Here is a 19,899-nt window from a genome sequence, read left to right as displayed (position 1 = left end):
GATCCGTGTAGTGCCGCCGGGATCCGCTCGGCCGCTGTAGCGATGTCGGCGCGGGTGTGGGATCCGTTGATTCCGCAAACGGTTGGGGTAACGGTGCCCTGAAATGAGTCGGCTGAGCCAAAGTAGGCATTAGGTCCGCCGCTCTCTTTACTGGTGCCGCGGTCCGGTTCGCGCGCTGGAATCAGGTGGCAGATTGGAAATCTGGTGCGGAAATCTGCACCTTCATGCCACGGATGTGATCTATCAGGCTTCTCGGGTGTCTGTTCGAATGAATAAATCAGTGTACTCTTATTCGAGTGGTGAGCTCGTGGACTCGATCTCCGCGCAAGACGGAGTGGTCCGAGCAACGGCCCGATGCGGCGCTATCGCGCGGAGTCGAACACCTCGACCGACGTTCTCGCCGAGCAGGTGCTCGGCCTTCCGAAAGGCTGATCACATGGGAATTCGCGACCGACTGTCCCTGTTGCTGGCCGAGGCGCCCGCCGATGCCGAGGCGATCGAGCACGAGGAGCGCTGGTGGACCTGGGGCATGGTCCAGCAGACCGCGCGGACCGTCGATGCTGCGCTCGATGCCGCTGGCCTGCGCGCCGACGCGCGCGTCGGCGTTGTGTTGGAGAACCGTCCCGAACATGTCGCGGTCGTCGCCGCGGTGATCGCCTCCGGGCGCTGCGTGGTGATGCTCAGCCCGCTGCAGCCTGCCGCCCGGCTCGCGGCCGATATCGCCCGCTGCGAGCTTCCGATCGTTATCGCCGGGTCCGAGGCGCTCGCGCGTGCGGGCGTACTCGCCGCGGTGACCGCGCACGGTCTCGCCATGGAACTCGGCACCGATGGTGCGCTGCGTCCGGCGGGTGGTGCCACCGCCCCTGACGCCGCGACCAATCCGGGCGTCGCCGTCGAAATGCTCACCTCCGGCACGACCGGTCCGCCGAAGCGGGTGCACCTACGCGTCGGACAGCTCGACCACGCCCTCGTTTCGGGTGGACAAACGCCGAAGCCTGGTCGGCTGCTGACACGATCGGCGGCACTCGTATCCGCGCCGCTGGTGCATATCGGCGGGCTGTGGCGGGCATTGGCCTGTCTGGCCACCGGGCGTCGCATGATCCTGATGTCCAAATTCGCCTTGGAGCCGTGGCTGCGTGCGGTGGAACGCCACCAGCTGCGTGCGGTGAGTTTGGTGCCCGCGGCCCTGCGCACCGTGCTAGAGGCCGATGTGCCGAAGCAGCGGTTGGCGAGCCTGCAGGTGGTTACCTCCGGCACCGCGCCCTGTCCGCCCGAACTCGCCGACGCGTTCTTTCAGAAATACGGTCTGCGCGTCCTGATGACCTACGGCGCAACCGAATTCGCCGGTGCCGTCGCCGGGTGGACACTGCCGATGCACGAGCAGTGGTGGGACCGCAAGGTCGGCAGTACCGGGCGCGCCTTGGACGGCGTCGAGCTGCGCGTGACCGACGAGAACGGCATCGAACTGCCGACCGGGAAGACCGGACGGCTCGAGGTCCGAACCGAGCAGACCGCACAGGGCGCCGCGGTGTGGGTGCGCACCAGTGATCTGGCCCGAATCGACGAGGACGGGTTCCTGTGGATCGAGGGCCGCGCCGATGACGCCATTATTCGCGGCGGCTTCAAGGTGCAGCCGGAGACGGTCCAACGCGTACTGGAAGCGCACGACGCGGTGCGGGAGGCGGCGGTGGCCGGACTGCCGGATGCGCGACTCGGCGCGGTGCCGGTGGCGGCCGTCGAGATCGAACCCGGACGCACGCCGCCCGCGGTCGCCGAACTCGTCGCGCTCTGCCGTACTCAGCTGATGCCCTATGAGGTGCCCGCGCACATCGTCGTGCTCGACGAATTGCCGCGTACACCGTCGAGCAAGGTGAGTCGCGTGGAACTGCTGGATATCGTGCGAGCCCGACTCGCCGAACGCACGACGGCCTGACCGTAAGGATCGAGGAGGATCTGTGACGAGCACCGAGGACAAGTCCGCCGAGCAGTTCGGCGTGCTGACCGACCAGGCGATCGAGCGGTCCCGCCGCCGCCTCGGCATACCGAATCCGCAGCGCAATCCGCCGCACAACTACCAGGTGACCTGGGATGGTGTGCGCCACTTCGCATTCGGCTACGGCGACGACAATCCGCTGTACTGCGACCCGGAATACGCGCAACGCACCCGCTGGGGTTCGCTCATCGCGCCACCCACCTTCCTGTACACGATGGGCGAAGATGCCGCACCGAAGCCGGACGCCGAGACCAAGGCACTGCTGAAGGGCGACCCCTTCGCCGGACTGGGCTCCTATCAGGCCGTAATGGAATTCGAGTGGTGGCAGCCGCTGCGCCTCGGTGACCGCAGCAGGGTCCTACAGACACAGGTGGGCGTGCAGCCCAAGCGCAGCAGCTTCGGTGGCCGCACCGCGCACGTCACCCAGGATTACCTGTACACCAACGGATCCGGTGAGATGCACGCCGTGCGGCGCGGTACCTGGATCAATGCCGAGCGGCACACCTCGAGTAAGCGGGCCAAAGAGAAAATGGAGCAAACCCCCTATACGCCAGCGCAACTCGCCGAAATCGACGCGGCGTACGCCGCCGAGACCAGGCGCGGCACCGAACCGCGCTACTGGGAGGACGTGGCGGTCGGCGAGGTGCTGCAACCCAAGGTGAAGGGGCCGCTGACCACCACCGATGTGGTCGTCTGGCATCTGGGCTGGGGTATGCAGCTCACCCCACCGGGCGCATTCAAGATCGCCGCCAATATCCGGCGCAAGGCACCGGGGCTGTACCCGGCCAACGGGTTGAACATTCCGGATACCGTGCAGCGGCTGCATTGGGAGCCCGCGCGGGCACAGGAGCTCGGCCTTCCGAATTCCTATGACTACGGCGGCATGCGCGAGACCTGGCTGTGTCACCTGCTCACCGACTGGATCGGCGACGACGGCTGGCTGTGGAAGCTGCGCTGCGAACACCGCAAATTCAACTACATCGGCGACACCACCTGGGTGCGCGGCACCGTCGTCGACAAGCGACAGGCCGACGGGCGCAACGAGATTCACCTCGAGGTGCGCTGCGAGAACCAGCGAGGTGAGATCACCACCCCCGGCACCGCCGTAGTGCTGCTCCCGACACGAGATCACCCCGTCGAACTCCCCACGCCCCCCGCCCCTGATCTGGACGGCATGGTGTCCCACGAACTGGCCCGGTTCAGCGTCACCGGCTGACCCCCGGCGACCGGGACCGCGCTGCCGCAGATCTACTGACGACCGCACACAGTGAAACACGATATAGCTTGTGCGAGGCCGTCAGCGGCTATACGGCAGCGCTCCCGATCGCCGAAGCACCCAGTGGCACGGACGAGTTCGGTGCCATGCCGCGCATGTTCTGGCGTGACGCGCGCGAGTTTGCCCGGCGAGATCGTGCGCGGCGCGCGAATCCGTGCGCTGCACCATCACATCACGCCGAGTTGGCGGCCTGACACCGCCGTGTGGCAGGGAGGGTCAGTGCCACCAGGGGGCGAGGGCGTCGAGGTGGCGGCGCATGCGGTGCCGGGCGATTCCGGCATCGCCCTGGACGATCGCGTCGAGGATGAGTTGGTGTACGTGTTCGACTTCCGCAGCGGCGGTGTCGCCGGGGAGAGGCTGATCGTGTCCGGCCGCATGGCGGCGGAAAAGCTCGGTGATGATCGACAGGAACAGCGAAAGTACCGGATTCCCAGCCAAATCGGCCAATTCGGTGTGGAAGAGGTCGGCCTTGCGCGGGTCGTCGGCGGGACCGTCGGTCGGCCACCGGACCGCTGCCGAAAGACGTTGCGCCACTTCGTTGTCGCCGTCGGCGTGGCGCGCGGTCACCCGGGCGAGGGTGCCGAGTTCGATGGCATTGCGGACGATTCGCAGATCGTCTGCGGTGACGCCCTCGTATTCCAGGAACAGCGCCATCGTGTCGATACTGGCTTGCGGTTCGGGTTCGGTGACGACCAGTCCACCGCCCGGCCCGCGGCGCATCTGGGCGACCGCGTGGTATTCGAGCAGTCGGACGGCCTCGCGCAGCACCGCACGGCTGATCTCGTAGCGGGCGAGCATATCGGTCTCCGAGCCGAGCACCATGCCGACCTGCCAGCCGCGCGCGGCGATATCGTCATGAATCCTGGCGGCGACCACCTCGGCCAGCTTTGCCCTTGGCCCCTCGACCATTTCGGGTTCGATCACATTGCCCGCGACCCGCTGGCCACGACGCACCCGATGCTTTTCGATCCAGGCGGCCACCGACTCCAGGTGTGCGGTCAGATCCGTCTGGGCTCGCGCGCCGTCGCCATCGATGACGGCCTCGATGATGGCCCGATGCGCGATACGTGAAGTCTCTTTGGAGCTCAGTATCTCGGCCTTCGAGAGCCGGCGTGAGGTATGCGCATATCGTGCGGTGAGGCGGGTCAGTACATCGATGAACAAATGCAGCACCGGATTTCCGGACAATGCACCGAGCATCGGATGCAACGGATCCTGCGACTGAACCTCAGGCGCCTCGGCGTGGCGGAGTTCGTGTTCGAGTGCCGTGCGCAGGGTATCGATTCCGTCCTCGGTGATCCGCTCCGCGGCAAGACCCGCCGCGATCGGTTCCAGCAGCAGCCGGGCCTGCAGCAGATCCGACACGCTGGTGCCGATGTATTCGAGGTAGATCACCATGGCTCGTGTCGCAGGCCCGGCATCGGGAGCGCAGACGAACAGGCCCCCATTGGGGCCGCGCCGCATCTTGGCGACCTGATGATGTTCGACCAGCCGCACCGCCTCGCGCAGCACCGCTCGGCTGACCCCGAAGCGTTCGCGCAGGTCCACCTCGGATCCCAGGGATTCGCCGACCGGCCAACCGCGGCGCATGACATCCGCCTCGATACGACGGGCGATCTGGGCCGCGAGTTTGCCGACCGGTGCGCCGGTCTCGACGGTGGTGAGGTCGGAGTCCTGCTCGCTGTCGGCGGGCTCGACGTCGACGGCAGTCACTATGGGCCAACTCCTCAATGCGGATTTTGCGGATCCTCAGTCTACTGGCCGGTTGGCCAAAAGCGTGTGCGACGTGCGGGGGGAAGTGGTGAATGACGGGATTAGGGCCACTGTTTGTCACTCACTCACCGGATCAAGCGCCCAGCATCTGCAATCCACCGCTGACCGCGATCAACTGGCCGGTCATATAGCGTGACCCCGGTCCGGCCAGGAACACCATAACGGGCCCGAGGTCGGCGTACGGATCACCGAGTTCACCGCGCAGTGGGATGGTCTCGCGCAGGCGTTCGGCGAGCGCGGCCGAACCCGCGGGGCCGAGATGCTCCCGAAGCCGTTCGGTGCCCGGCGTCTCGACCGCAGGTGCGAGTGCGTTCACCGTGACATCGAACTTTCCCCATGCCGCCGCCGCGGACCGGGTCCATGCCTGCACACCGGCCTTGGCCGCCGCATAGTGCGGCGCGAGCGGATTTCCGCGAATCGCTTCGCCCGAACCGAGATTGATGATTCGACCGCCCGTGTCGCGCATGCGCTCGAACGCCGCCTGATTGGTGAGGATTGTGGTCCGAAGGTTGGCGTCCAGTACGAAATCGAACTCGTCCTCGGTCAGCGTCTCCGGCGTGCTGGCCTGCCAGAGGCCCGCCGCGCTCAGCAGGATATCGAGTCCGCCGAGGATCGCGGTGGCCGATTCGAAGGCGGCGGCGACGGAAGCGCGGTCGCGCGCATCGCAGGACAACCAGTCGCAGCGCCCCTTCAACTCATCCGGCGGGGGTGTCTGATGGAAGAGGCCGACGACATCGGCGCCGGCATCGAGGAACGCGGCAACGGCCGCGGCGCCGATTCCGGTGGCCGCACCGGTCACCACGGCGCGGCGGCCGGTGAGCGGGCGGTCCGCCGCTACCTGCTCCTCCTCGGAGGTCGTGCGCATCGCAGATCCTTTCGTTAAAAAGGAGTATACTCTTTTTACTGTGTGATCAAGGTGTATCGCGGAGAATGCCGCGAATCCCTGGTCGAACCGTGGGTTAGAGTGGCCCCATCGTGGGGCGTGTGGCGCGACGATGAGGAGGAGATAGCGATGCAGCTGGAGTCCACGCCGGAGCTCGAAGCGTTCCGAAAGAAGGTGCGGGCATTCGTCGCCGAACACGCGCCCGGAATCAAGACCCACACCGGTGTGCGCGCGCCCGAGCCCGAACTCATGCCCGCGATCCGCGAGTGGACCGCGAAGCTGTTCGAGGCGGGCTTCCTCGGCATCAACTGGCCCGCCGAATACGGCGGTCGGCCCGACGCGCATCCGCTCGAACCGTTCATCGTCGTCGAAGAGATCACCCGGGCCCGCACCTGGCAGCCCATCGGCGCGGCCGCGCTCGCGTCGGCCGCGGTGATCGAATTCGGCACCGACGAGCAGCAGGCGCGCTTTCTACCCCGCATCCGCACCTGCGAAGACGTGTGGTGCCAGTTGTTCAGTGAGCCGGGTGCGGGCAGTGATCTGGCGGCATTGCAGACGCGCGCGCGGCTCGAGGGTGAAGGCGACGACGCCGTGTTCGTCATCGACGGTCAGAAGGTCTGGACCACCAACGGCCAGCACGCGGATATGGGATATCTGCTCGCGCGCACCGACCGTGATGCGCCGAAACATAAGGGCATCACCGCATTTGCGCTCGATATGCGCAGTCCGGGCGTCGACATCCGGCCGCTGCGCGAGATCACCGGAACCACCGACTTCAACGAGGTATTCCTCGACGGCGTCCGGATTCCGGTCGCGAATGTGATCGGCCGGGTGGACGACGGCTGGCGGGTGGCGATGAGCAGCCTCGGCCACGAGCGCTCCGGCGTGGCCGCGCGTGGGGTGGAGTTGTTCGCCGTGCTGGACGATCTGCTGCGACTGGCCGGGGCGACATCGGTCGGCGGCAGGCCCGCACTCGAGGATTCGGCCACGCGGCAGGCGATCGGTGAGCTCGCCACGCGGGTCTACGTCAACGCGGCAATGGTCGGCCTCGCTCAGTCCCGGATGCTGCACCACACCGAACGGCCCGCCGACGCTCCGATCGGCAAGATCTTCTTCAGCGAACTCAATTACGACCTGGTCGAATTCGGGATGCGGCTGCAGGGCACCGAGGCGCTACTGACCGAGGCCGACCCGGATGCGGTGGCGGCGGGCTGGTGGCAGGACGCGCACCTGTATTCGCGTGCCTACACCATCGCCGGTGGCGCGAACGAGATCCTGCGAACCCAGGTTGCGGAGCGGGGACTGGGGTTACCCCGAGAATCCCGGTGATGACGGTCGTCGTTCCGCGCGAGATGGTGCCGCGATAGGTAGTACACGGCCGCTCGCCATCCGGCGCGGGCGGCCGCGCCGGATGCGGCATCAGAATGAGTAAGGACCGAACCGGCCCCACGCGATCACGGCGGCGAGCACGAATAGCACCACGCTGGGCGTGATTTCGGCCCATTCGCTCCGCCGCGCGTGCGTCAGGGCGGCGCCGATCATGATGATCGCGACGCCGACCGCGGCGATCGGGGTGAGTATCGGGACGATTCCGGTGAGCGCGGGCAGCACGAGGCCGAGCCCGCCCACCACCTCGACCGCGCCGATCGCCTTGACCTGCTGATCGGTGAAGCTCTCGACCCAGGACATCTTGTCGGCGAGTTTCTCGCGCGGCTGGGCCAGTTTCGTCGCGCCGGCGGCCACCAAGACCACGGCCAGCAGGCCCTGCAGGATCCAGAGGAAGACGTTCATCGAGAACTCCTAGTCAATCGCTCGACCGGAGGCGGTGAGCGGGCAAACGCGAACAGAATCAAAAACGGACTTTACCCCGCTTTCATTCCCGGCGGTACCTTGGAACTCGTGGAACCGACCGCACTACGCCTGGGTCTGCCGCGCAATGAACGCGGTGATGCCGCACGCAATCGACGACGTCTGCTGGATGTCGCACGGCAGTTGGTCGACGAACTCGGCGTCGAAAAAGTGACTATGGACGGACTGGCCGAACGTGCCGGACTCGGCAAGGGCACGGTATTCCGCCGATTCCGGACCAGAGCGGGCATCTTCCACGCGCTGATGGACGAGGACGAAAAAGTCTTCCAGCAATCGGTGCTGTCGGGCCCACCGCCGCTGGGCCCCGGCGCCGACCCGATCCAGCGCTTGATCGCCTTCGGCCGCGCCCGCCTGGATTTCCTGTTCGACCACATCGCGATCGCCCGCGCATCCCTGGACGCCAACCAGCCGATCCCCGTCGGCGCGGCCACCATCTCCCAATTTCACATCCGCATGCTGCTGAACCAGGCGCGCGTCGACATTCCCGACACCGATGTCCTCGCCATCCAGCTGACCGCGGCCCTGGAAGCCCCCGTCCTGCTCTATCTGCACACCGCGACCGCGGCGGATGCCGCCGCCGCGCGACATCAATTGGCTGACGGGTGGCAGCGGCTGGTCGAACGACTCACCACGTCGAACCCGTTGGACACCTGTCTCGGCGTTCCGGTAGGACGCCACGGCGGGCCTGCCGATCCTGGATAGGATTCAGGATACTCTAATATCGCCAGGGTGCCTCGGGTTCACCTGGTCGGTCGCCCTGTGCTCAGGTCGCGACAAGAACGTGACTCGAAGCTGAACCGGGACATCGGAAGCCGCACCGACCTGATCCTGTCCGGCGGCGTCAATATCTACCCCCGAGAAATCGAGGACGCACTCACTCTGCACCCCGCAGTAGACGACGTGGCCGTGATCGGCATCTCCGACGCCGAATTCGGCCAACGCGTCCACGCTGTCGTCCAACCCGCCGCCCCAGCCACCCCAGGCCCGGAGTTCGCCGCAACCCTGATCGCCTACTGCCGCGAAAACCTCGCCCACTACAAATGCCCCACATCGATCTCCTTCGAGGCGGTGCCTCGTCTCCCCAGCGGCAAAATCCTGCGCCGCGAACTGATGAAGGCCTACGAGGACCGGGCGTAGCTTCGACGCTGCGGTGATCGGGTGCCTACGCCCGTTTCAAAAGCATTGCCCCGGAAGGGACACCGCCTCCCGCGGTGACCACCGCGACTCGTGCGTCGTCGACCTGACGGCCGTGGGCATCACCGCGCAGTTGCAGCATCGCCTCGCGGATGAAACCGTAGCCGTGCAGCCGACCGGCCGAGAGTTGTCCGCCGTGCGGGTTCAGGGGGAGGGGGCCATCGAGGGCGATGGTTTTACCGCCTGCGATGAAATCGGTTGCCTCGCCAGGGCCGCAGAAGCCGAGCCCCTCGATCCAGGAGAGGGCGTTGAAGGTGAAGCCGTCGTAGAGGAGGGCGACGTCCACGTCGGCGGGGGTCAGGTCGGTGCGGGTCCAGAGGTGGGCCGACGGGCCGCGGGACTGTGGGGTGTGGGTCAGGGTGTCCTGGTCCCAGCTGAGCCGCTCCAGGATCGCGGTGCCGACGGCCTCGACCAGCACCGGTGGGTGCGGGCGGTCGTCGGCGGTTTCGATCGCAGAGACCACGACCGCGATCGCGCCGTCGCACGGCACATCGCAGTCGTAGAGCCCGAAGGGCGTGGTCACCATGCGGGCATCGAAGTAGTCGTCGATGGTGAGCGGGTCGCGGTAGAGGGCCTCCGGGTTGCGGGCCGCCCCCGCGCGTGTGGTGACCGCGATGGCGCCGAGCGCTTCGCGGCCGACACCGTACCGGTGCAGGTAGTGCGAGGCGTTGCAGCCGATCCACTGCGCGGCCGACATGGCCCCGAATGGGGCCCGGAACTCCATCATCCCGCTCGCGCGTCCGCCGTCGGGATGCCATTCGCCCGAGCGCAGCAGCGCACTGTGCGAGGACTCCCAGACCGTGCGGAAGCACAGCACATGCCGACACAGCCCAGCCGCGACCGCGAGCATGGCGGCGGTGATGGAGCCGATCTGCCCCGGCACCTCGCGTGCGCCGTTGACCCAGGTCGGAGTCAGTTGCAATGCCTCGGTCAGGGCGGTGATGCCGCCTTCGCTCATCCCGCCGGGGACTGCTCCCGGGTAGGTGGACAGTCCATCGATCTCGCTCAGGTCGAGCCCGGCGTCCGCCACCGCGGCCAGGCAAGCGTCGACGGTCAGCGAGATCGGGTCGACCATGAGCCGTCGACCCACTTGTGATTGCCCGACTCCGGTGAGTGCGACCTTGTCCTCGTACTTGCGTGTGGAAGCCATGGGCCGCAGCGCATTTCGTACCTCGCGCGGCTCGGGCAGCGGCCCGGGCCCTTCGGCCGCTTCGGTTTCCGGGTCCGGCTCGAACAGCGGAAGGTACACATCCTCGACCTGTTCGAAACGCACACGCACCCGCATCCCGATGTGCACGTCGTCCGGCTCACACCCCACGATATTGGTGGTCAGTCGCGCCCGATCGTCCTCGGTGAGCGCGACGACCGCAACCACATACGGCGGCGGGAACTTCGGCAACCAGGTCTGATGGTTCACGCTGAACCCGACGACCACCGCCTTCCCGGAAGTCGGTGCGAGCGACACCGCGCGCCCGCGGCAGGTCGGGCATATCGGCATCGGCGGATGGAAGAACCGCCCGCAGTCGGCGCAGTGCGAAATCCTGAGCACGCCGTCGGCACCGGATCGCCAGAATTCCGCGCTCGCGAGTGTCGTTTGCGGAAGCGGACGATCCGGGGCGGAAGTCATAATGTCGCAATCCTCGAATTTCAGTGCAGCAGTTCGATAATGGTCGCGTTGGCGGTGCCGCCGCCCTCACACATGGTCTGCAATCCGTACCGCAGGTTCTCGCGTCGCAGCTGGGCCAGCAGTCGCGTCATCAGAATGGCACCCGAACCGCCGAGCGGGTGGCCGACACCGATCGCGCCGCCGAGCGGATTGAGCTTTTCGGCATCGGCACCGGTTTCGGCGAGCCAAGCCAGCGGCACCGGCGCGAAGGCCTCGTTGACCTCGAACGCACCGATATCGTCGATGGACAGTCCGGCCTTGCGCAGCACCTTCTCCGTCGCCGGGATAGGCCCGGTCAGCATCAGGATCGGGTCGGCGCCGCTCACCGCGCCGGAGTGGTAACGCGCGATCGGGGTGAGCCCGAGTTCGCGGGCCCGTTCGCTGGTCGTGATGAGCAGCGCGGCCGCACCGTCGGCGATCTGGGACGAATTGCCCGCGTGGATCGTGCCGTCGGGCTTGAACGACGGCTTCAGCCCGGCCAACTTCTCCGCCGTGGTACCCCGGCGCAGTCCTTCGTCCACGGTGAATTTGGTGCCGTCGACCTCGATCGGCACGATGTGGTCGTCGAACACACCGTCGTCGATCGCCGCGGCCGCCTTGGCATGCGATTGTGCCGCGAACTCGTCGAGCTGGGTTCGGGTGAAGCCCCACCGTTCGACCATCAACTCGGCACCGATGCCCTGGTTGAACTCGAAGTTGTCATAGCGGGCCAGCACCGCGGGACCGTAAGGCTGTCCCGTGGTCCGGTGCGAGCCGAGCGGAACCCGGGTCATCGTCTCCACACCACCGGCGACCACGAGGTCGTACTGCCCGGCCATGACGGCGTGCGCCGCGGAGTCGATGGCCTGCTGGCTGGAACCACAGGCCCGGTTGATCGTCACACCGGGCACGTGTTCCGGCCACCCGGCCGCGAGTACCGCGAACCGCCCGATATTGCTCGACTGGTCACCGATCTGGGTAACACAGCCCCAGACCACATCGTCCACGATGGCGGGATCGATTCCGGTGCGCTCCACCAGCGCATTGAGTACCTTCGCGGACAGATCGGCCGCGTGCACCGGCCCGAGGGTGCCGTTGCGTTTACCGATCGGGGTGCGGACCGCATCGACGATGACGGCGTCTCTCATGATGGACCTCCTCAGTCCTGTGGGTCGGCACGGTGGCGACCCGGTCTGGTGTTGGTTGCCTGCCTGGCGGCACCGCTGTGGACGAGCTCGTCGCCGCTGCCGATGCCCCAATCCTGAAATACCGCGCGGGTGTCGGCGCCGATGGTCGGTGCGGTAGCGCCTGGTCGCGCCGGGGTGGCCGAAAACCGCGGCGCCGCAGCGGGTTGGACCACACCGTCTCGAGTGATCACACTCCCGCGCGCGGCCAGATGCGGATGCGCTGCCGCCTCGGTGAGGCCGAGTACGGGCGCGACGCAGGCGTCGGTCCCCTCGAACAACTGGGCCCATTCGTCGCGGGTGCGTTCGGCGAATCGTTCGGCCAATATATTTCGCAGCTTCGGCCAGGTCGAGCGGTCGTGCTGTTGTGCGGGATCGATATCGAGGTCGAGCAGTTCGATCAGCTGCCGGTAGAACTTCGCTTCCAGCGCACCGACGGCCATGTGTCGACCGTCTTTGGTCTCGTAGACGGAATAGAACGGCCAACCACCGTCGAGTTGGTTGACCCCGCGCTCGTCGGTCCACGCACCGCGCGCGAGTTTGGCGAAGGTGCTCGCGAGCAGATGCGCGGTGCCATCCACGATCGCCGCATCGACGACTTGGCCGCGGCCGGTTCGCTCGACGGCATACAGCGCGGCGAGCACCCCGATCACCAGATAGCAACCGCCGCCTCCGAAATCACCGACCAGATTGAGTGGGATCTGTGGTGGTCCGCCCGCTGATCCGATCGCACTCAGCGCGCCCGTGAGGGCGATATATCCGATATCGTGCCCGGCCGCGGCGGCCAGCGGGCCATCCTGACCCCATCCGGTCATCCGGCCGTACACCAGCCGGGGGTTGCGAGCCAGGCATTCGTGCGGCCCGATACCGAGACGCTCGGTGACGCCGGGACGAAATCCTTCGATCAGGACGTCGGCACGCTCGATCAGGTCGAGCAGTGCGGCCGGGCCCGACGGATGCTTGAGATCGAGTACCACAGAACGCTTCCCGCGATCGGTCACATTGGTCGGGCCGCTCGCGTCCGGCTCATCGGCGCGTTCCGGTCGATCCACCCGGACGACCTCGGCACCGAGATCGGCGAGGAACATGCCAGCGAAGGGGCCGGGACCGATGCCGCCGAGCTCGACCACCCGGCACCCCGCCAGCGGTCCGCCGGTCATCAGCGACCTTTCCAGATCGGTGCCCTCTTTTCGGCGAAGGCGGTGGCGCCTTCTACGGCATCGGCAGAGGAGAACACCGGCTGCGCGATCGCGACCTGTGCGGCCCAGCCCTCCTCCAGCGTCCAGTCGGCGCTGGAACGGGCGATCTGCTTGGTCGCCGAGACGGCCAAAGGTCCATTCGCCGTGATCGTTTCGGCGAGCGCCAGCGCACCCTCCAGCGCGGCGCCCTCCTCGGTGAGCCGATTGACCAGGCCGATCTCGGCCGCTCGCTCGGCGCCGATCGGATCACCGGTCAGCAGCAACTCCAATGCGATCGCGAACGGCACTCGCCGGGGCAGCAGCAAGGCGGCGCCGCCACGGGCGACCAGCGACCGCTTCACCTCGGGCACGCCCACCCGCGCGGTGCGGGCCGCGACCACGAGATCGCAGGCCAGTAGCAGTTCGAAGCCACCGGCCACGGCCCAACCCTCGACCGCCGCGATCAGCGGTTTGCGCGGCGGCGTCATCGTGATCCCGCACAGGCCGCGGCCTTCGATCGCGGGACTCTCACCGCGCAGCCACGCCTTCAAATCCATTCCGGACGAGAAAGTTCCTCCGGCGCCGGTGAGCACGCCTGCCCATAGCTCGTCGGACTGGTCGAGCTCATCGACTGCGGCCGCCACCCCGGCCGCGACCCCGGCGTTGAGCGCGTTCTTCGCCGCCGGGCGATTGATCGTTATGACCTGGACCGCGCCCCGGCGCTCCACAAGCACTTCGTCCGACACATCTTCTCCTTCGCGCACTGGCCGTCGATCGGCGCCGCTCTCGGGCCCGTCGATTCAGAACAGTATACTTAATTTGGCTAATTTTCCGAATGAATGCGTATACTGAATTCGTCGCGGCGGCCCTTGGCGGCCATGGCGACGCGCTCGCTACGAGGAGGTAACCGGATGCGCCGGACGCTGTTCACCCAGGACCACGAGGACTTCCGCCTCCTGGTCCGCGATTACCTCGCCCGCGAGGTGGTCCCGGAGTACGAGCAGTGGCGCGCGGCGGGCCTGGTCCCCCGCGAACTGTTCACCTCGCTGGGCAAGCTCGGCATCATCGGCACCGCCGTTCCCGAGGAATTCGGCGGCGGCGGTCAGGACGACTACCGCTACAACGTGGTGCTCCAGGAAGAGTGCGCGCGGGCGGGTGTGACGCTCGGCGGCCTGCGTACCCATCTCGACATCGTCGTCCCGTACTTCCTCGGCCTGGCCGACGACCCCCAGCGGTCCCGCTGGTTCCCGGGCCTGGCCTCGGGTGCGCTCTACACCGCGATCGCGATGAGCGAACCCGGGACCGGTTCGGATCTGGCGGGCGTCGCGACCAAGGCGGTCCGCGGCGGCGACTACTACGTTCTCAACGGAGCCAAGACCTTCATTACCGGTGGCTACCATGCCGACCTGGTTATCGTCGTCGCACGGACCAGCACCGATCCGGACAATCGCCGCGCGGGCCTTTCCCTGCTGGTGGTGGAGAAGGGGATGGCGGGCTTCACCGTCGGGCGCAAACTCGACAAACTCGGTCTCACCGTGCAGGACACCGTCGAGCTGTCTTTCGCCGATGTGCGCGTCCCCGTTGCCAATCTGCTCGGCGCGGAAGGCGAGGCGTTCTCCTACCTCGGCCGCAATCTGGCGCAGGAGCGGCTGGCCATCTCGGTCGGTGCGGTCGCGCAGGCCAGGGCCGCGCTCGAAATGACCATCACCTACGTGCGGGACCGGACCGTATTCGGTAAACCGGTAGCGCACTTCCAGAACACCAAATTCGAACTCGCGGCCATCGCCGCCGAAGTCGAGGCCGCCCAGACCATGCTCGACGCGGCCGTCACAGCATTGGTCGCCGGCGAATTGAGTCCCGTCGACGCGGCCAAGACCAAGCTCTTCTGCACCGAGATGCAGGGCCGGGTGGTCGACCGCTGCCTGCAACTGCACGGCGGCTACGGCTACATCCTCGAATCCCCGATCGCCCGGCTCTACGCCGACGCCCGGGTGAGCCGCATCTATGGCGGCACCAGCGAGGTCATGAAGACCATCATCAGTAAATCCCTTGGCTTATAAGGAGTTTGGTATGCACATCGACGGTTCCTCGGCACTGGTCACCGGTGGCGCCTCCGGGCTCGGCCTGGCCACCGCGCGTCGGATCATCGACCGCGGCGGCCGCGTCGTCCTCGCCGACATCTCCGAGGAGCAGGGCGCCAAGGCCGTCGCCGAACTCGGCGACGCGGCACAGTTCGTTCGTGCGGATGTGACCGACGAGGCCGAGATCTCCGCCGCCCTCGATGCCGCCGAAAAGAGCGGTCCGCTGCGTTTCGTCGTGCACTGCGCCGGCCGCGGCGGCGACCGGGTCCGGATCATCGACCGCGACCGCACCCCGGGCGAACTCGCGACCTTCGCCGAGGTCGTGCGGATCAACCTGATCGGCACCTACAACGTGCTGCGCTTGGCCGCCGCCCGCATGGCGGCGAACGAGATCGTCGACGGCGACCGCGGTTCCATCGTCCTCACCGCATCGGTCGCCGCATTCGACGGCCAGATCGGACAGACCTCCTACACCGCATCCAAGGCGGGCGTGCACGGCATCACCTTGGTCGCTGCCCGCGATCTGGCCAGCTGGCAGATCCGGGTGAACACCATCGCGCCTGGCATCATGGACACCCCCATGCTCGCCCGGCTGCGCGAGGACATCCGCGAAAGCCTGGCTGCCACCGTGCCGCATCCCAAGCGCCTCGGTGATGGCGACGACTACGCCCGCCTGGCCATCGAGATGCTGGAGAACCCCTACCTCAACGGCCAGACCATCCGGCTCGACGGCGCCATCCGCATGGCGCCGCGCTGAGCGCCGCACCGATCGCAACCATGGAGGAGCCAGGTGACTCTCACGTTCAGCGAGGAGCAGGTCGAGACCGATGAGCAGTTCCGGGCACGCCTGCGGGCGTTCCTGACCGACCATCATCCCGGTCGTCGACCCAAGGATCCGGCCGAGCGACTGGCCTGGCAGAAGGCCTGGTTGGCAACGCTTTTCGACGCCGGATACGCCGGTCCGAGCTGGCCGCGGGAATACGGTGGGATGGGGCTGAGCTTCGGGCGTCAGGTGATCTACCAGGAGGAGTACGCGCGGGCACGGGTGCCTGGCCCGCTGGGCACCGGTCTGGGCATCGCCGCGCCGACGATCATCAAATACGGCACGGCCGAGCAGAAGCAGCGCTTCCTGGCTCCCATGCTGCGCGGCGATATGGTTTGGGCGCAGGGGTATTCCGAGCCGGGTGCCGGATCGGATCTGCCCGCGCTGCGCACCTCGGCGCGGCTCGAGGGCGGCGGTCCCGACGATCCCGACGCGGAGTATGTGGTCAACGGGCAGAAGGTGTGGAACAGCGCCGCCGATATCGCCGACATCATCTTCACCCTCGTCCGCACCGGTCCGCCGGGATCGCGGCAGGAGGGGATCAGCTATCTGCTGATCGATGCGCACGCACCCGGCGTGAGCGTGCGGCCGCTGCGTGATCTGACCGGCGACGCGCACTTCTGCGAGATCTTCTTCAGCGATGTGCGGGTGCCGGTCGTCAATCGGATCGGCACGGAAAACGGCGGTTGGCCACTGGTGCGCACCAGCCTGGGCCATGAGCGCGCGGCCGGGGCGATGAACCAGGCCGCGATGTACCGGCGCGTACTCGATGAGCTGATCGAGCTGGCGCATGAGCGGGGGGTGACCTCGGATCCATTGGTGCGTGATCGATTGGCGGACTTCGAGATTCGGGTGTCGATCATGCGGTTGACTGGCATGCGCACGATCGCCGACATCATGGCAAAGGGCGAGCCGGGGCCCGCATCGTCGACATCGCGGCTGTTCATCGTGACCTTCGAACAGGACCTGCACGAATTCGCCGTCGATATGCTCGGCGCCTACGGTGTGCTCGGTCGGCGCGATCCGCACGCCGTGCAGCGGGGTCGCTGGGTGTGGGGCTTTCTGCGCACCCGGGCCTCCACGATCGGTGCGGGAACCGCGGAGATCCAACGCAATACCATCGCCGAACAGGTGCTCGGCCTGCCACGCGATCCGGCGATGCCGTCGGTTGGGCGGACTCGATGAGGGCGGCGCGCTGCACCGAATACGGTGCGCCCGCTGGACTGTCGGTCGTCGAGCTCGACGATCCCCAGCCCGGTCCCGGCGAAGTGCTGATCCGGGTACATGCCGCTGCGGTCAACTACCCGGATGTGCTGGTCATCGCGAACCGATATCAGGTATCGGCACCGCTGCCTTTCACACCCGGCAGTGAATTCGCGGGTGTCATAACGGCTTTGGGGCCCGGAGTGGCGGGTCCGCCGGTGGGTTCGCCGGTGGCCGGAGCCGCGCTTACCGGTGCGTTCGCCGAACAGATCGTGGTGCCCGCCGCGGGTTTGCGCCCGATTCCGGACGGTCTCGATATGGTGCACGCCGCCGCGTTTCACGTCACCTACGCGACCGCCTACCACTCGCTGGTCACCATCGGCGAGGGGAAAGCGGGGGAGTGGGCGGTGGTGCTCGGCGCGGCGGGCGGGGTCGGCTCGGCCGCGGTCGATGTCGGCACCCGGTTGGGACTACACGTCATCGCGGCCGCGTCGAGCGAGGACCGGCTCGTGGTCACGCGCAAGCTCGGCGCCGAGGCCGGAATCGATTATGTCCGTGAGGATCTGAAGAAGCGGTTGCGCGAAGTCACCGGCGGCGAAGGCGTCCACCTGGTGATCGATCCGGTGGGCGGCGACTACTCGGAGGCCGCCCTGCGCGGACTGCGGCGCGGCGGCCGATTCGTCACGGTCGGGTATGCCGACGGGAAGATTCCCAGCATTCCGCTGAATCTCGTACTGCTCAAAGAAGCGACCGTACGAGGCTTCGAGATCCGGATGTTGCGCCAGTACGCCAAAGATGCCGTAGCAGCCGGTGATCGTGCGCTGGCCGCGATGGTTCGTGACGGGATGCGTCCGCTCGTCTCCCAGGTCCATCCGCTCGCCGAAATCGCCACCGCATTGACCGACGTTGCCGAACGCCGCACCACCGGAAAGATCGTCCTCGATATGACTGCCACCTGAGCGGCACCACCACCATGGTGGCGGTGCCGCCACCGTCGAAGCGGTCACGCTGTGCGGGCGGCTGGATTCCACGATATCGGCGATGGCATTCATTGCCGGGTTTGCTTTCGCGGACGGTTATTCCTGGATGGTGATGACCAGCGCCGGGCAGACCGCGGCGGCCTCCCGGACATCGGCGGCCTGATCCTCGGGTGGGTTCGCGTCGAGCAGGATGACGATGCCGTCCTCGTCGCGCTGGTCGAAGACATCGGGGGCGACGGCCACGCACTGTCCGCAGGCGACGCACTTGTCTTCGTCGATGGTGACTTTCATGGGGGACTCCTTGTTTGTTAGCGCCGACGTTTGTCAGGCCCGGCTGGTCGCGGCCGACCGGGCCTCGACGATTTCCTGCCTGCGCAGGCGGGTCTGTTTGGGCATGTTCCAGCCGACGACGCCGGTGACTCGACCCTCGAGGGTGTAACGGGCGACGAATCTGCGCTCGTCGGTGGAACCGTTCACGATCTCGACGTCCGCTCCGGTCGGGAGGGTGCCGTGGACCTGGATCTTGGTGTCGAACTGATCGGTCCAGAAGTAGGGGATCGGGGTGTAGGACTGTTCGGCGCCGAGCAGATTGGCGGCGACCGCTGCGGCCTGTTCGGTGGCGTTGGTGCGGTTCTCCATCCGGACCAGGCCGCCCACGTGGTCGTCATACCAGCGGGCGACATCCCCCGCGGCGTAAATACCTTGGGCCGCACGGCAATAGGAGTCGCACACCACGCCGTTGTCCAGCGTCAGTCCGCTGTCGGTCAGCCATTCGGTCGCCGGGACCGCGCCGACCGCGACCACGACGACATCGGCGGGCAGTTCCTCCCCGGTATCCAGCCGCACCCCACCGACCCGGCCGCCGTCGTGGATGAATCCGCTGACTCCGGTGCCGAGCCGCATCCGCACCCCGCGTTCGGTGTGCAGATCGCCGAGCAGGGGTGCGATCACCGGACCGAGTTGTCCGGCCATCGGCGCCAACAGGGGGCCGACCACGGTGACGTCCAGGCCCATAGTCCGTGCGGTGGCGGCGATTTCGGAGCCGAGTACGCCTTCACCGACCACCACGAGCCGAGTGGCGCGCAGCAGATCCGCGCGCAGGGCGACTGCGTCCGCGAGATTACGCAGCACGTGCACACCGGCCAGGCCGTCCGCGCCGGGCAGTGTGCGGGCGTGCACCCCGGTGGCGATCACGACGGCGTCGGCCTGTACGGCCAGCCCGGATTCGGCGTGCACGATGTGGTTCACCGGGTCGAGGGCGACCGCGGTCTCGCCGAGGACCAGATCCATCGGCATCGCGGCCAGATGTGTGGTGGGGCGCAGTTGGGCCTTCTCGGGTTCCCAGGCGCCCGCCAGAATCTGCTTGGACAGCGGCGGCCGGTCGTAGGGAAGTTCGGGCTCGGCGCCGAGGATGGTGACGCTGCCCTGATATCCATTGCGCAGCAAGGCTTCCGCGGTGGACAGTCCGGCCGCGGAGGCACCGACTACCAGTACGCTCTCGGGTACATACATGGCTGAATCTCTTTCGTAGGTCTGGTGGTCGGGGTCAGACGAGCTGCAGGCGCCTGCGCAGCAGGGCGGCGCCCGCCCCCACCGAGACCAGCCCCATGGCGACGCAAGTGGCGATCTGCTGGATACCGTCGAGGCCGAGGCTGTCGGCCACCGGTTCGAAGCCGACTGCCAGCGCGATGGCGAGGTTGAACAGGAACAGCAGCCAGAGGGTGGGCTTCGCGGAGAGCCGCGTTTGGACGGACTTCATGTCGATTCCTTCGAGATCGGAGCCGGTTAACGTCTGGCGTAAACGATTCCGTCTCCGG

The 19,899-nt window shown here is 67.2% G+C and carries 19 protein-coding genes; 9 read left to right on the top strand and 10 right to left on the bottom strand.

Annotated elements, in window-relative coordinates; genetic code table 11:
- Positions 1-436: 436 nt before the first annotated feature.
- Positions 437-1,933 carry an AMP-binding protein gene (locus ACIBJI_RS08710; RefSeq protein ID WP_364342498.1) on the top strand — a complete coding sequence of 499 codons (1,497 nt, stop codon included), beginning with the start codon at positions 437-439 and terminating at the stop codon, positions 1,931-1,933.
- Positions 1,934-1,955: 22 nt separating this feature from the next.
- Positions 1,956-3,209, top strand: coding sequence for a MaoC family dehydratase N-terminal domain-containing protein (locus ACIBJI_RS08705; protein WP_364342495.1), 1,254 nt, complete (start codon positions 1,956-1,958; stop codon positions 3,207-3,209).
- Between the two features lie 276 nt (positions 3,210-3,485).
- Here ACIBJI_RS08705 and ACIBJI_RS08700 read toward each other — a convergent pair whose 3' ends face one another.
- The gene (locus ACIBJI_RS08700; protein ID WP_364343081.1) at positions 3,486-4,886 is read right to left on the bottom strand and encodes an FCD domain-containing protein; all 1,401 of its coding nucleotides are present in this window, start codon (positions 4,884-4,886) and stop codon (positions 3,486-3,488) included.
- 229 nt (positions 4,887-5,115) lie between these two features.
- Complete coding sequence (locus tag ACIBJI_RS08695) at positions 5,116-5,907, bottom strand: SDR family NAD(P)-dependent oxidoreductase (protein WP_396958168.1); 792 nt, start codon at positions 5,905-5,907, stop codon at positions 5,116-5,118.
- A gap of 147 nt (positions 5,908-6,054) precedes the next feature.
- On the opposite strand from ACIBJI_RS08695, the gene ACIBJI_RS08690 reads away from it, so the two are divergent.
- Complete coding sequence (locus ACIBJI_RS08690; protein WP_397083550.1) at positions 6,055-7,254, top strand: acyl-CoA dehydrogenase family protein; 1,200 nt, start codon at positions 6,055-6,057, stop codon at positions 7,252-7,254.
- Positions 7,255-7,344: 90 nt separating this feature from the next.
- Here the strand turns inward: ACIBJI_RS08690 and ACIBJI_RS08685 are convergent, their stop codons facing one another.
- Positions 7,345-7,716 (bottom strand): DoxX family protein, encoded by a 372-nt coding sequence (locus tag ACIBJI_RS08685; protein WP_364342485.1) that lies wholly within the window; start codon positions 7,714-7,716, stop codon positions 7,345-7,347.
- 108 nt (positions 7,717-7,824) lie between these two features.
- On the opposite strand from ACIBJI_RS08685, the gene ACIBJI_RS08680 reads away from it, so the two are divergent.
- Positions 7,825-8,496, top strand: a complete 672-nt coding sequence (locus ACIBJI_RS08680) for a TetR/AcrR family transcriptional regulator (RefSeq protein ID WP_364342482.1) — start codon at positions 7,825-7,827, stop codon at positions 8,494-8,496.
- A 27-nt stretch (positions 8,497-8,523) separates the two neighbouring features.
- The gene (locus tag ACIBJI_RS08675; RefSeq protein WP_364342479.1) at positions 8,524-8,931 is read left to right on the top strand and encodes a hypothetical protein; all 408 of its coding nucleotides are present in this window, start codon (positions 8,524-8,526) and stop codon (positions 8,929-8,931) included.
- 25 nt (positions 8,932-8,956) lie between these two features.
- Here the strand turns inward: ACIBJI_RS08675 and ACIBJI_RS08670 are convergent, their stop codons facing one another.
- From ACIBJI_RS08670 to ACIBJI_RS08655, 4 genes are read right to left on the bottom strand one after another with little or no spacing between them, the layout of a single operon-like run.
- Positions 8,957-10,615, bottom strand: a complete 1,659-nt coding sequence (locus ACIBJI_RS08670; protein ID WP_397083546.1) for a thiolase C-terminal domain-containing protein — start codon at positions 10,613-10,615, stop codon at positions 8,957-8,959.
- A 20-nt stretch (positions 10,616-10,635) separates the two neighbouring features.
- Positions 10,636-11,781, bottom strand: coding sequence for a thiolase family protein (locus tag ACIBJI_RS08665; RefSeq protein WP_397083544.1), 1,146 nt, complete (start codon positions 11,779-11,781; stop codon positions 10,636-10,638).
- 11 nt (positions 11,782-11,792) lie between these two features.
- Positions 11,793-12,977: a CaiB/BaiF CoA transferase family protein gene (locus ACIBJI_RS08660; protein ID WP_397083542.1), complete on the bottom strand. Its 1,185-nt coding sequence runs from the start codon at positions 12,975-12,977 to the stop codon at positions 11,793-11,795.
- Positions 12,977-13,741: a crotonase/enoyl-CoA hydratase family protein gene (locus ACIBJI_RS08655; protein WP_397083540.1), complete on the bottom strand. Its 765-nt coding sequence runs from the start codon at positions 13,739-13,741 to the stop codon at positions 12,977-12,979. Before ACIBJI_RS08655 ends, ACIBJI_RS08660 begins: the two co-directional genes overlap by 1 nt.
- A 165-nt stretch (positions 13,742-13,906) precedes the next feature.
- Between ACIBJI_RS08655 and ACIBJI_RS08650 the strand changes: the two genes are divergently transcribed.
- Genes ACIBJI_RS08650 through ACIBJI_RS08635 form a run of 4 tightly spaced genes read left to right on the top strand, consistent with a single transcriptional unit; the run spans position 13,907 to position 18,061 of the window.
- Positions 13,907-15,055 carry an acyl-CoA dehydrogenase family protein gene (locus ACIBJI_RS08650; protein WP_397083538.1) on the top strand — a complete coding sequence of 383 codons (1,149 nt, stop codon included), beginning with the start codon at positions 13,907-13,909 and terminating at the stop codon, positions 15,053-15,055.
- A gap of 10 nt (positions 15,056-15,065) precedes the next feature.
- Positions 15,066-15,833: an SDR family NAD(P)-dependent oxidoreductase gene (locus ACIBJI_RS08645; protein ID WP_397083536.1), complete on the top strand. Its 768-nt coding sequence runs from the start codon at positions 15,066-15,068 to the stop codon at positions 15,831-15,833.
- A 33-nt stretch (positions 15,834-15,866) separates the two neighbouring features.
- The gene (locus ACIBJI_RS08640; protein WP_364342456.1) at positions 15,867-17,084 is read left to right on the top strand and encodes an acyl-CoA dehydrogenase family protein; all 1,218 of its coding nucleotides are present in this window, start codon (positions 15,867-15,869) and stop codon (positions 17,082-17,084) included.
- Positions 17,081-18,061 carry an NADPH:quinone oxidoreductase family protein gene (locus tag ACIBJI_RS08635; protein ID WP_364342453.1) on the top strand — a complete coding sequence of 327 codons (981 nt, stop codon included), beginning with the start codon at positions 17,081-17,083 and terminating at the stop codon, positions 18,059-18,061. Before ACIBJI_RS08640 ends, ACIBJI_RS08635 begins: the two co-directional genes overlap by 4 nt.
- Positions 18,062-18,178: 117 nt before the next feature.
- Here ACIBJI_RS08635 and ACIBJI_RS08630 read toward each other — a convergent pair whose 3' ends face one another.
- The 3 genes from ACIBJI_RS08630 to ACIBJI_RS08620 are packed head-to-tail and all read right to left on the bottom strand — an operon-like array spanning position 18,179 to position 19,841.
- Positions 18,179-18,373, bottom strand: a complete 195-nt coding sequence (locus ACIBJI_RS08630; RefSeq protein ID WP_063038717.1) for a ferredoxin — start codon at positions 18,371-18,373, stop codon at positions 18,179-18,181.
- Positions 18,374-18,406: 33 nt separating this feature from the next.
- Entirely contained in the window at positions 18,407-19,594 is a 1,188-nt protein-coding gene (locus ACIBJI_RS08625) for an FAD-dependent oxidoreductase (protein ID WP_364342448.1), read from the bottom strand.
- A 34-nt stretch (positions 19,595-19,628) separates the two neighbouring features.
- Entirely contained in the window at positions 19,629-19,841 is a 213-nt protein-coding gene (locus tag ACIBJI_RS08620) for a hypothetical protein (RefSeq protein ID WP_364342445.1), read from the bottom strand.
- Between the last annotated feature and the right edge of the window lie 58 nt (positions 19,842-19,899).

The organism is Nocardia sp. NPDC050408 (assembly GCF_044458905.1).
In the GTDB taxonomy this organism is placed as follows: domain Bacteria; phylum Actinomycetota; class Actinomycetes; order Mycobacteriales; family Mycobacteriaceae; genus Nocardia.
Note: the sequence above shows the minus strand (reverse complement) of the source record. Positions and strands in the feature narration are given on the sequence as shown.